The organism is Microseira wollei NIES-4236, from assembly GCF_020521235.1.
Lineage (GTDB): Bacteria > Cyanobacteriota > Cyanobacteriia > Cyanobacteriales > Aerosakkonemataceae > Microseira > Microseira wollei.
Window position 1 is genome coordinate 1 of the sequence record NZ_BLAY01000247.1, and the last position, 10956, is coordinate 10956.

Consider the following 10956-nt stretch of genomic DNA (forward strand, 5'->3'; position numbering starts at 1 on the left):
CACCAACTCCCAGTTTTTCCCATGCCGTGTCCCTCACCCGCAGTAAGTTTTGTCACCAACTCCCAGTTTTTCCCATGCCGTGTCCCTCACCCGCAGTAAGTTTTGTCACCAACTCCCAGTTTTTCCCCTGCCGTGTCCCTCACCCGCAGTAAGTTTTGTCACCAACTCCCAGTTTTTCCCATGCCGTGTCCCTCACCCGGCATCAGTAAGTTTTGTCACCAACTCCCAGTTTTTCCCCTGCCGTGTCCCTCACCCGCAGTAAGTTTTGTCACCAACTCCCAGTTTTTCCCCTGCCGTGTCCCTCACCCGCAGTAAGTTTTGTCACCAACTCCAAGTTTTTCGGATGCCGTGTCCCACACCCGCAGTAAGTTTTGTCACCAACTCCCAGTTTTTCCCATGTGGTGTCCCTGACGCGGCATCAGTAAGTTTTGTCACCAACTCCCAGTTTTTCCCATGCCGTGTCCCTCACCCGCAGTAAGTTTTGTCACCAACTCCCAGTTTTTCGGATGCCGTGTCCCACACCCGCAGTAAGTTTTGTCACCAACTCCCAGTTTTTCGGATGCCGTGTCCCTCACCCGGGTAAGTTTTGTCACCAACTCAAATAGGACTTACGCACCACGATCTGATCACCAAAGTTTCTGCGTATATCTCTGATTGCCAAACCGACGATTTTTCATAGAAACTTTGGTGTTTGCGTAAGTCCTGTCAAAGTTTTTCGGATGCCTTGTCCCTACCCCCGTTGATTCGACTGAAAATGGCTATAAATTTGAAATCGGCAATTAGCTCATGCTTAGCTATCTCAAAGGAACAGTAGCAGCCATCCAAAGTGCCAGCAACCATCGCGTCACCCTGGTATTAGAAGTAAATCAAATCGGGTACGAACTGCAAATACCCCCGCGTCTAGTGCAGCAATTACCGGGGGTAGGAGAGTCAACGCAAGTCTTCACCCACTTGCAAGTTAAAGAAGACCAAATGGTGCTGTATGGTTTTGGCAGTGCAGCGGAGAGGGATTTGTTTCGCCGTTTGATTAGTGTAAGCGGGATTGGTGCAGCATTAGCGATCGCGCTTTTAGACACCCTTAGTCTGCCAGAATTAGTTCAAGCTATTGTTACCGGAAACACCCGCGCCTTAACTAAAACTCCCGGTGTCGGTGCCAAAACAGCAGAACGCATTGCCTTAGAATTGAAAACCAAGCTAGCCGAATGGCGTAATTTTAACCAGCTGGATACCCTAAAATCTGGTCAACCAGCACCAGCGATTTTAGAAGATGTAGAAATGACGCTGCTAGCACTCGGATATAGCAGCGGCGAGGTGGCACAAGCAATACAAGCTGTGAGCCAAGATGCTGTAGTAGCCAAAAGCACAAATCCTGAAGATTGGATCAGAAGTGCGATTACCTGGCTCAGCAGCCAGTAATGTTTTTGCTCTCAGATTTCGGCTTTAGTTCGCGCCTGGTAATCATACCATGCCGAGCGTAAATCTTTGCCGTGGTAATGTCCAAAGCTGAGTTGGTTCAAATCGCGATGGTACAGATGCGTCGCGTAAGTTCCATTACTCAGCTTATGCAGGACAACTGATGAGTTGCAGTCGTTGGGATCGATCCAAACAGCGATGGGGTTTAAAAAATCCATGTTTTCTCCTTTCTTCACCGATAGCCAGCGGGGTTGGCAATGTGCTAAGTCATAACTCTGTTTATTGGTATACAAAAATTGTGCAGATTTTGTGCAGATCCCACTTGCTGGGAGCAATCCATCAGCCGGGATGTAGTGGTAGTGAAAAGCACTAATGTCCCCTGGGGTATGGGTGGCGCGATTCGCGCTCCGCGATAGCGGAGCGCCAGCGTGCCGCAGGCATATCGCGCAGCTAAACCAGTAATATCTACATAGCACCAGCCTAGGTTTCCGGATATGTTGATAGTTTTTTCCCCAATCGCGTTTATCTTTTTGTTCCTAATTTTTCATAAAAATGATATTTTTCACATTTCAATCTTATCCGCTTGAATATATTAATATAATCAAAAAATTAAAAAAAAATTCATGTCGCGATTATTTATAGGCGATTTGGAGGCGAAAAAAATTATGACTAAAAATGGTCTTTATCGGCTCAAGCGCTCGGCATTGAATACTAGAGAGACAGGGAGTGTATTGCTGCGTGACGATTAGCAAGCAAATCTAATAACGTAAGTTGCTAGTTACATCGAGCCAAAGAAACAAAGGGCGATCTGAAAAATCGTGGGTTTGACAGCGAGAAATCTACTCAGAAACCCGGTTTCTGACTGCTGACGGCAAAAGCCTGTTAATCCAATTACCAATTACCAATTACCAATGACCACCGCCAAAGCTTATAACTAACCCAAGTTGCTAGTTATAACTATCGTGGGTTGCACAGCAGAAGCTAATTGCAAGCTTGCTAATTGGTGATGGGAATATTTTTCGGTTCTACCAGCCATTAGCTATTAGCCATTAGCCTGTCTTCAGCGCTAAAAAGATAACTAGCAACTTGCGTTAACTAGCAACTTGAGTTAATAACTTACCATTTCAGTTTGGTTAGCCGTCATCTATCCTACGGTTTCTATATCCTAATTCCATTTCTTCCTTAAGAAAGAGGTGACCCGCAGCAAGATTATTTCTTGTGACCGATACTACAGCCGAGTTAGAAAGCCGAAAATACTGTTGTCGGCATACTATAGCTAAAAATCAGATGTCACCCACAGCTCATAAGACAAGCAAAACACCTACTAAAACAAGCAAAACACCTAGTAAGACAAGTACCATCGAATTTGCGTTATTTGCTCCCTATAACAAAGGAGCCGCCTTAATCGGTTCTTTCTCTGACTGGAAAGAAATCCCGATGAAAAAAGGCAAGGATGGTTATTTCCGCACAGAGGTCGAATTAGAAGATGGAGTTTACGACTATAAATTCAAAGTTCAATCATTATCCTGGTTTTTTGAACCAGACCAATGGGTAGATGTCATCGACCCCTATGCCACAGACGTAGACGAAAGCAAAGGTGTCGGCACAGTTAGAATCAAAGACGGCAAAAAAATTGTCGATACCTATGTTTGGAAACACGACGATAAACCGCTACCCCCAGACCATCAATTAGTCATTTATGAATTGCACGTAGCCGACTTTACCGGCGGCGAAGATGACCCTAATCCCCGTGGCAAATACAAGCACGTCATCGAGAAATTAGACTATCTGTGCGAACTCGGTATCAACGCCATTGAACTGTTGCCAGTCAAAGAATATCCGGGTGATTATAGCTGGGGATATAACCCCCGCTATTTTTTTGCTACGGAAACCAGCTATGGCACAACGGCAGAATTAAAAGAATTAATTGACGAGTGTCATGCCAGGGGAATTCGCGTCATTATGGATGGGATTTATAACCACTCAGAAGCATCTTGTCCCCTGACTCAAATTGACCACGATTATTGGTATCACCACTCACCCCGCGACCCCGATAACAACTGGGGGCCAGAATTTAACTACGAACATTTCGACGAAAATTTGCCAACCTATCCAGCGCGGAAATTTATCGGCGACGCCGTGCGTTTTTGGATTGAAGAATATCACATCGACGGCATTCGTTACGACGCCGCGCGGCAAATTGCCAATTACGACTTCATGCACTGGATTGTCCAAGAAGCCAAAAAAACAGCGGGAATGAAGCCGTTTTATAACATCGCCGAACACATTCCTGAAACTACCAGCATCACCAACGTAGATGGACCAATGGATGGTTGTTGGCACGACAGTTTCCGCCACGTTATTACCGTACACATCTGCGGCGATACCTTCGATTTAGAGCAGCTTAAAGATGTAATTGATTGCCAGCGCCAAGGTTTTATGGGTGCTACCAATGTGGTTAATTACCTCACAAACCACGACCACGATCGCTTGATGGTAGAATTGGGAAATCGGAATATCTTTGATGCTGAAGCTTTTAAGCGCGCTAAGTTGGGAGCGGTTATTTTAATGACAGCTGTCGGCGTACCAATGTTGTGGATGGGACAAGCGATCGCAGAATACAAACCAAAAACCCCCGACCCCGCCAAAATCGATTGGACGCTGCTAGAAAATGACCTAAATCGCAGTTTGTTTGAATACTACAAAGGATTGATTCACCTGCGGAAAAACAATCACGCACTTTACACAGCAAATATTGACTTTTTCCACGAAAATGCTGAGGCGAAAGTCATTGCATATACTCGTTGGAATGATGAAGGTTCCCGCGTCGTGGTCATCGCCAATTTCTCAGGTAATTATCTGGCTGGGTATACAGTTCCCAACTTCCCAGCAGATGGAACTTGGCACGAATGGACCCACGACTTCGATGTAGAAGCTGGAAACGGTCAAATCATGATTGACTTGCCAGAATACGAAGCAAAAGTGTTAGTTTGGCAGTAGGAGACAGAGCCTCAATACAGCGGATTGCAAGCGAGTGAGGTACAGCCTTAAGGCTCTCGTTTGTCAAGCGCGCAGCAAAAATGGCAGCGCGCTTGACAAACTCAGGTGTACCTCATACGGCTGCAATCTCAGGACTTACGCAAACACCAAAGTTTCTCTGAAAAATCGTTCGTTTGGAAACTAGAGATCTACGCAGAAACTTTGGTGATGGGTCGCCCAAGCGTAAGTCCTGAATCTGCTATAAACTTGTTACCAGGCTGAGCCTGGTAACGAGAAATAGGTAGACTAGATGTTTACCTTGCTAGAGAGTTCAGCCAGTTATTTTCTGTTTATTTTTATTGCTTTTTAACAGAGCGATCGTACCCAGAGAACCTAATACCAATAGCCCTAAATTAGTGCCCGGTTCCGGAACATTGGCTATTGTTGTGGGTTCGGCATAGATGAAATCATCTGTGACTGCTAGGTCGATCCCTTTTAATAAATCTTCAGCACCAAAGGAGCGAATTGTCTTGCCATCAAAGTTAAACAGGGCTTTATCTCCCACCGTCAGCGTCACATCTGTAACAATTGGAGCGTCGAATAGAACGCCAAGAAAAGATGGATCGCCACTTTTGGGAGCCGGATCTACGAAAAATTTACCCAAGCTGGTTGAGCCATTGAAATACTCGATACTGCTGCTTTTTGCTAGTTCCACATCGACGAAAATTGCCCCGAAACCGCGCGTACCAGCAGCAGTACGAGTCCCAGCTAAGGTAAAGCTTTGTTCGATAAAACGGTCTTCAAATTCACCAGGTTCGTCATCGAACATGGCAAAAGTATTCTTCGGACTAAAGGCTGGAAATTGTCCCGCAGTCGCTGGATTGACGCTGGCAAATCCGTCACCGCTGACTGTATATTCTTCTGCGTAAAGCGCCCCTTGCCCCAAGAAGCGATCGACTGGGATGTTCACAGTTGTGCCTGGGACAATTACTTTGGTATTCGGGTTAATATCCGTGCCATCTAGCCTGACACCATCCCAACTAATTGTCCGGAATCCATTAGCTTTCGGTCCCCCTGCATTAGCTTGTCCCCCAATCGCGGCTTTCATTGCGTTGAATGCATCGGTTGCGCCCGGGGTTCCAGTTCCGCTAAACAAGGTTACCGCTTGTGCAGATCCTGCCGCTGTTATTGCGAACAGGGTTGCACCTATTAGCATCGGTAATTTCTTGGCAATAGTCATGGTATGCAGTCCTCTAAACAGGTATAAACATCAAGAATTGAAAATCTGCGATCGCTTCTGGGAATTCGCTTTTCCTATTACTCGTAAAATCCGGCGGCAAAATGTTCCTGGCAATACCTTTTTACAGCGTATCTATAGTTTTACGTTGTCTGTGTAATTTACTTTGTTTATACTAACCATACAATTACTGGTTTTGAGAACTGCCTTTACAGAATCTTCATAGCAACTTCATAAAACCGCCTCAATTCATCAATTTTTCATAAAGTTATCACTATTTTTACGTATAAAATTTTATGAAGGTTTGATAAATATATCAGCAATTATACGCAGGTTAATCGAGTCAACAATTTGACAGGATTTACTGCGCCATCGCCGGAGAATCGCCAAAATAGGGATAAGCTGCTCCGCAAAATCGAATAAAGAGACGGGGCTTGCATGCCCATCCCACAAGAATCTCAGAAAAATTGACTGTAAAATTAGATGCGTAGCAGCTTAGTCCCTCTCCCACATCTCTCCTCTGGCTGCGAGCGCTAAAATGTTGCTATAAAAACCCGGTTTCTTAGAGAAACCGGGTTTTTATAGTTACAAAACTGTCGGAATTTCCTTCAAATAAACCCTCGTAAACGGTTCGCCTTCTCCTAACGAGTATTGTTCGATCAACCCCTTGCGTCGAATCGAAATATTATTTCCCTCGCGCACAACAACTGTGGAATCGTCGATAATATCTCGCGCCAGGGTCATTTCTATTTCCGTGGGATTATCCAAAACAACCATATTGCTGCCTTGGTAAAACATGCCATACCGTTCTAAAATATCTTCCCCGTATGCCGCAATCAGCAAATCGAGTTTGGGATTCCGCAACAAACTTTGCACGTTGCTGTTGTAATCCTTGTTAAGAATTTTTTCAGAACGGTTGACAAAAAGCCCTTCTCGACAAATAGCACCAATCGTCCATTCTGGGTGTTGTAACAAAATATGGTCAATCGTTTGCTGGAGTTCTTGAACTGAAATCCGGTTAAAGGTGATAATCGGTATCCTCGCATCTTTCCCAGATTCAAAGAAAGTTTCCAAGATATGGGAAGGCACATCAACGCTTTCACCTATGGCAGGATTGAGGTGCATAAAAATACCGGGTGCGGCATTAATTTCCAGAATGCCAAAATTACCCGTTTTCCAAGATTGGGATAAACTTGGGGAAATTACATCAATTCCCAAACAAACAAGTTTAAAGTGTTGGGCAATATCTTGGGCGAGGATAATGTTATCGGGGTGAACGGTGCTAGTAGCATCGATACTGAAGCCACCGGATGATAAATTGGCGACTTTGCGAAGATAAACGGTGCGACCTTGCTCAATGACGCTATCCAATGATAATTTTTGTTCTTCTAAGAACATTTCCATCGCTTCGTCGCACTGAATTTTACTCATCGGCGAGGTAGGAGTATCCAAACGCGCGGGTTTGTGATTTTCCCGTTCGATTAATTCGCCAATAGTAGCATGACCATTTCCTACAACCCATGCCGGACGACGTTCGGTAGCGGCAACAAATCGACCGTTAACGCATAGCAAGCGAAAATCTGCGCCTTTAATGCTTTTTTCCACAATTACTTGCATCGGTTGGTCGTCTGGAATACCTTTAATTGCCCTACCAAATGCGAATTTTAATTCCTCCCCATTTTGCACGTCAGCCGTTACCCCAATTCCTTTATGACCGGAAACAGGTTTAACTGCAACTGGGTAGCCAATTCTATCTGCTGTTTCTAAAGCTTCCCCAAGCGAGACGACGACATCGCCCTTGGGGACGGGGAAGCCAAGGTTGCCTAAAAACGCTTTGCAGTCATCTTTGCGAGTGGTAAAATCTGAATCTAAATGGCTATCGCAGTCAAATGTAGTTGCAATGCCCCGCACCAGTTTTTTTCCATAGCCGTATTGCATTAACCCTTCGTCCCACAAATAAAATGCAGGTATTCCTTTATCGTGGGCGGTACGTAATAAAGCATAGACGGTTGGCCCGCCGTATACTGATTGCCGGAAGATATTTTGCAGCTTTTTAATTTGATCGTCAAACGTAAATTCTTCGCCTTGGGTGATGGCTTCAAACCAGTCCCAAACGAGATAAACGACTGACCGACTGGTGCGTGCGTGGAGCGTTTCAAAAGCAATCCGCATATAATCCCCATAGGGTTTTACACTCCAACAATCGAGGTGCAAACCCATGTCAAGCTTATTGACTTCTGACAAGGTGCAAGCGAACAGATGGGGATAAGATTCGTAGGTTTGATCGCCCAGGTGCGGGTAGACTTCGCTTACCCTTTGAACGTACTCTTCAAGGGACAAAGGGGGCAGATATCCGGTAAAAGCAAAATCAAATACTAACGCCGCCTTGTCTAAATAAGGGTTTGGCCCAATGTAATGCCTGATGTTAAAAATATCGAAAGCGTCGCTTTTTCTAGCGTTGACGCGAATCGTATCGGTAATTGCTTCAGTAACCATTGCCTCTCACCCGATCTGATGCTCGTGTTTGGGGAGGGATTCTCCATCGGACAATCCCTCCCCATTTTAAGCTTGAGCCTAACTTTGTTTTAATCTGCTTGCCTCTATCTCAGGGTATTCTTGTAAAAGGCGATCAAAAATACTCAGTACTCACTACTGGTTATCTCCCCAGAAAGGTGCGATCGCATACCCTACCTGTTTATAAGTTAAGAAGGAATTCTGGAGGTAGCAGAATATGGCTGTAACAAAAACTGCGCTCAGAGATGAAGTTCACAAGTTGGCAGAGGAAGCTTTTCACCGCAATCTGATTTCTGGCTATGGCGATGGCGAGTACGGCGACGAGTATCAAATTGTCTTCCAAGGGAAACCCAGGCATCTTCCCCTAACCGACGCTCGCTTGTTCCTCAGCAACTTGATTAGGCAGTCCGATTAACGAAATTCTTTCAGGACTTACGCTCATATTCCGGGTTTCTATGAAAAATCGTCGAGCAAGGAACTAGAGATCTAGGTCGAAACTAAGGTGATGGCAACGCCCTTGCGTAAGTCCTGTCTTTCTTTCTCCTTCTCCCTCCCCCTCACATGGGGAGTTAGCATTATTTTCTCCCTCTGTCATAAAAACCCCCTGTAACTCGCTTTGAGTCTAACAGGAGGCTATTTATACTGGAGATCGGATCTAGAATTTTTATTGGGTTTAGTAGCTATCTTCACCTGGAACATTGTCGGTATCTGCGTTATCGTTATTCTGATTCAAGCTTGCATCGCGAATAGCTTGCCATAGGTAAATCAGATCCATATCGTTGAGATCGCTAGCTTTGTAACGCGCGATCGCTTGTTCCACTTCTTCAGGAGTTTTGAGAACGGGAACCTTAGTGAGTAATTCTTGCATAAAAGCCTTCTCCTACTGACATGGACAAAAGTCTGAGTCAGACCGTATCACCCTATTTTAATCCCCAACCAATGTCAGCAATACAACTTTTTTGTGATTCTTATCAATCATCTTGCGTGATACTCATCACCGCGAATTTGCTCTGCGATCGCTTATGATCTATGACTTTTAGCAGTGCGGGGATACCAATTATATCACAAAAAATAGTTTATGCGCTCGCCGGAAAAACTTGTGGCGGCGATGAAGATATAAATATCAAACAAATCTATGAAACAAAAATTTTAGGTAAGGTAATTATGCTTAGCAACGCTCATCTTTATCCAGAGTCTCCTAGTTTAGCCGATATGATTCTGCATCCAATCCGCCAACGGTTAGAATCAATTCAAGTGCGCGACGCTCAATTTGCTCGCTTAGTCTGCAAGCTCATCCCTTCTCAATGTCCATTTGAAAGAGATATTCAAATCTTTGGCAAGAAGCTGTTTCACATTCCCCCGCTGTGCAAGTTGAATCCTTTCTACGAACAGTTCGTCGGATTGCGTTTCCAAGCGTTGTGTTTTCTTGCCGATGTATGCGGTGAAGATGTGAGTCAATATTGCTGTTAAATAAGTAGTTTGACATGCAAACCCTCCTGCATACCCTAATGGGTATAGCAGGAGGTAATTTTTTATCCTAATTGGGAAAAGCTATTAGTAACGCAAGTTGCTAGTTATAAACTTGGGCGTTGCTAATAGCTAATTGCTAATGGCTAATTGCTAATCGAAGAACGCTCGCTTCAAGAACGCGAAGCTATCAAAAGCTCAGTAATATAGTATTTTCCTTGCCATTAGCCATTAGCCATTAGCCATTAGCCATTAGCCATTAGCCATTAGCCATGAGCATAACTAGCAACTTGAGTTAGTAGCTATCGCCTCCGGGAACGTTATCGCTATTAGAATCGGGGAAAATCTGATTGAGGGCGGCATCGCGGATAGCTTGCCACAGCTTAATCAGTTCAAAACCGCTCAGATCGCTGTTTTTGTAAAGTTCTATTGCTTTTTCGATTTCTTGCGGCGTGTTGAGCATAGGAACAGTAGCGATAAGCTCTTGCATGGGGATACCTCCAATTGACAAAACTAAAGTGAAAGTAAAACCAATAGATCCCTCTCTATCTATTTTACGGATATTTATTTGATAAAAGTGTCTAAAGTTACAAACTTCGAGCTAACTCATAAGTTAATGTCATATTACTAAACTTAACTTTACAAATGATTGAGTACTATCATCACCTAAGTTTATTAAACCGATTACAAATAATAGGGATTGGGAACGCTCTCAAAACTAGCAATTGGGTTAATAATAGAAACATGAAACAAATTCTTACCAGTTGATATCTTTATTAGGTTGACTTATGTCTGCATTCAATAGCATTTATCCACAAACAACCTTGAAGTCTGGCAGCTTAATGGAAAGTCTCCTACAACCATTACGCCAGCAGCTAGACTCAATCGAAATCCGCGATGCTGAATTAGCCAGGGCGTTGTGCAAACTCATCCCATCTCAATGTCCGTTTGCCAGAGATATTCAAATATTGGGGCGGACTCTTTTCCGCATCCCGCCCCTATGTAAAATCAATCCTTTATACGAACAATTAATGGGATTGCGCTTACGTTCTTTAGTATACTTAGCTGATGTATGTGGCGAAGATGTTACCCCATATTGCTATTAAATTTAACGCCGACACCCTTAAGGGTGTGGCTATACAAACAAAGCCCGCAAGACAAGGGCTGTAAGGATTTGAGCCTGCTCTGGCAGGCTTTGTTTGTGTAGCCCCATGCTTTAGCCGACACCCTTAAGGGTGTGGCTATACAAACAAAGCCCGCAAGACAAGGGCTGTAAGGATTTGAGCCTGCTCTGGCAGGCTTTGTTTGTGTAGCCCCATGCTTTAGCCGACACCCTTAAGGGTGTG

The 10956-nt window shown here is 44.4% G+C and carries 13 protein-coding genes; 7 read left to right on the top strand and 6 right to left on the bottom strand.

Translation table 11 applies throughout. From position 1 onward, the window contains the following. Window positions 1-180: 180 nt before the first annotated feature. Complete coding sequence (locus MiSe_RS51680) at window positions 181-315, top strand: hypothetical protein (protein ID WP_264197001.1); 135 nt, start codon at window positions 181-183, stop codon at window positions 313-315. Window positions 316-431: 116 nt separating this feature from the next. Here the strand turns inward: MiSe_RS51680 and MiSe_RS44055 are convergent, their stop codons facing one another. Beyond that, complete coding sequence (locus MiSe_RS44055; RefSeq protein ID WP_226592833.1) at window positions 432-593, bottom strand: hypothetical protein; 162 nt, start codon at window positions 591-593, stop codon at window positions 432-434. A 193-nt stretch (window positions 594-786) separates the two neighbouring features. On the opposite strand from MiSe_RS44055, the gene ruvA reads away from it, so the two are divergent. Then, the gene (gene ruvA / locus MiSe_RS44060) at window positions 787-1416 is read left to right on the top strand and encodes a Holliday junction branch migration protein RuvA (RefSeq protein WP_226592835.1); all 630 of its coding nucleotides are present in this window, start codon (window positions 787-789) and stop codon (window positions 1414-1416) included. Window positions 1417-1427: 11 nt separating this feature from the next. Here ruvA and MiSe_RS44065 read toward each other — a convergent pair whose 3' ends face one another. Beyond that, entirely contained in the window at window positions 1428-1706 is a 279-nt protein-coding gene (locus MiSe_RS44065) for a hypothetical protein (RefSeq protein ID WP_226592836.1), read from the bottom strand. Window positions 1707-2036: 330 nt separating this feature from the next. On the opposite strand from MiSe_RS44065, the gene MiSe_RS51685 reads away from it, so the two are divergent. Next, complete coding sequence (locus tag MiSe_RS51685) at window positions 2037-2162, top strand: hypothetical protein (RefSeq protein WP_264197002.1); 126 nt, start codon at window positions 2037-2039, stop codon at window positions 2160-2162. Window positions 2163-2631: 469 nt separating this feature from the next. Next, complete coding sequence (locus tag MiSe_RS44070; RefSeq protein WP_226592837.1) at window positions 2632-4413, top strand: alpha-amylase family glycosyl hydrolase; 1782 nt, start codon at window positions 2632-2634, stop codon at window positions 4411-4413. A 310-nt stretch (window positions 4414-4723) separates the two neighbouring features. Here the strand turns inward: MiSe_RS44070 and MiSe_RS44075 are convergent, their stop codons facing one another. Continuing rightward, window positions 4724-5632: a PEP-CTERM sorting domain-containing protein gene (locus MiSe_RS44075; RefSeq protein WP_226592838.1), complete on the bottom strand. Its 909-nt coding sequence runs from the start codon at window positions 5630-5632 to the stop codon at window positions 4724-4726. A gap of 582 nt (window positions 5633-6214) precedes the next feature. Then, the gene (locus MiSe_RS44080) at window positions 6215-8125 is read right to left on the bottom strand and encodes an ATP-binding protein (protein ID WP_226592839.1); all 1911 of its coding nucleotides are present in this window, start codon (window positions 8123-8125) and stop codon (window positions 6215-6217) included. Between the two features lie 235 nt (window positions 8126-8360). Here MiSe_RS44080 and MiSe_RS44085 point away from each other — a divergent pair, with 235 nt between their 5' ends. Further along, window positions 8361-8558 carry a hypothetical protein gene (locus MiSe_RS44085; RefSeq protein WP_226592840.1) on the top strand — a complete coding sequence of 66 codons (198 nt, stop codon included), beginning with the start codon at window positions 8361-8363 and terminating at the stop codon, window positions 8556-8558. Between the two features lie 258 nt (window positions 8559-8816). On the opposite strand, the gene MiSe_RS44090 is transcribed toward MiSe_RS44085, so the two are convergent. After that, window positions 8817-9011 carry a hypothetical protein gene (locus MiSe_RS44090; protein ID WP_226592841.1) on the bottom strand — a complete coding sequence of 65 codons (195 nt, stop codon included), beginning with the start codon at window positions 9009-9011 and terminating at the stop codon, window positions 8817-8819. Between the two features lie 296 nt (window positions 9012-9307). On the opposite strand from MiSe_RS44090, the gene MiSe_RS44095 reads away from it, so the two are divergent. Next, complete coding sequence (locus MiSe_RS44095; protein WP_226592845.1) at window positions 9308-9613, top strand: Mo-dependent nitrogenase C-terminal domain-containing protein; 306 nt, start codon at window positions 9308-9310, stop codon at window positions 9611-9613. Window positions 9614-9905: 292 nt separating this feature from the next. Here the strand turns inward: MiSe_RS44095 and MiSe_RS44100 are convergent, their stop codons facing one another. Continuing rightward, entirely contained in the window at window positions 9906-10100 is a 195-nt protein-coding gene (locus tag MiSe_RS44100; RefSeq protein WP_226592843.1) for a hypothetical protein, read from the bottom strand. A 298-nt stretch (window positions 10101-10398) separates the two neighbouring features. On the opposite strand from MiSe_RS44100, the gene MiSe_RS44105 reads away from it, so the two are divergent. After that, window positions 10399-10716, top strand: coding sequence for a Mo-dependent nitrogenase C-terminal domain-containing protein (locus MiSe_RS44105; RefSeq protein WP_444980627.1), 318 nt, complete (start codon window positions 10399-10401; stop codon window positions 10714-10716). The last annotated feature ends 240 nt before the right edge of the window (window positions 10717-10956 follow it).

Bases quoted from the DNA above. Each gene is read 5' to 3' on its own strand.
- MiSe_RS51680 (WP_264197001.1), top strand. From the start codon at position 181: ATGCCGTGTCCCTCACCCGGCATCAGTAAGTTTTGTCACCAACTCCCA.
- ruvA (WP_226592835.1), top strand. From the start codon at position 787: ATGCTTAGCTATCTCAAAGGAACAGTAGCAGCCATCCAAAGTGCCAGC.
- MiSe_RS51685 (WP_264197002.1), top strand. From the start codon at position 2,037: ATGTCGCGATTATTTATAGGCGATTTGGAGGCGAAAAAAATTATGACT.
- MiSe_RS44075 (WP_226592838.1), bottom strand. From the start codon at position 5,632: ATGACTATTGCCAAGAAATTACCGATGCTAATAGGTGCAACCCTGTTC.
- MiSe_RS44080 (WP_226592839.1), bottom strand. From the start codon at position 8,125: ATGGTTACTGAAGCAATTACCGATACGATTCGCGTCAACGCTAGAAAA.
- MiSe_RS44085 (WP_226592840.1), top strand. From the start codon at position 8,361: ATGGCTGTAACAAAAACTGCGCTCAGAGATGAAGTTCACAAGTTGGCA.
- MiSe_RS44090 (WP_226592841.1), bottom strand. From the start codon at position 9,011: ATGCAAGAATTACTCACTAAGGTTCCCGTTCTCAAAACTCCTGAAGAA.
- MiSe_RS44095 (WP_226592845.1), top strand. From the start codon at position 9,308: ATGCTTAGCAACGCTCATCTTTATCCAGAGTCTCCTAGTTTAGCCGAT.
- MiSe_RS44100 (WP_226592843.1), bottom strand. From the start codon at position 10,100: ATGCAAGAGCTTATCGCTACTGTTCCTATGCTCAACACGCCGCAAGAA.
- MiSe_RS44105 (WP_444980627.1), top strand. From the start codon at position 10,399: ATGTCTGCATTCAATAGCATTTATCCACAAACAACCTTGAAGTCTGGC.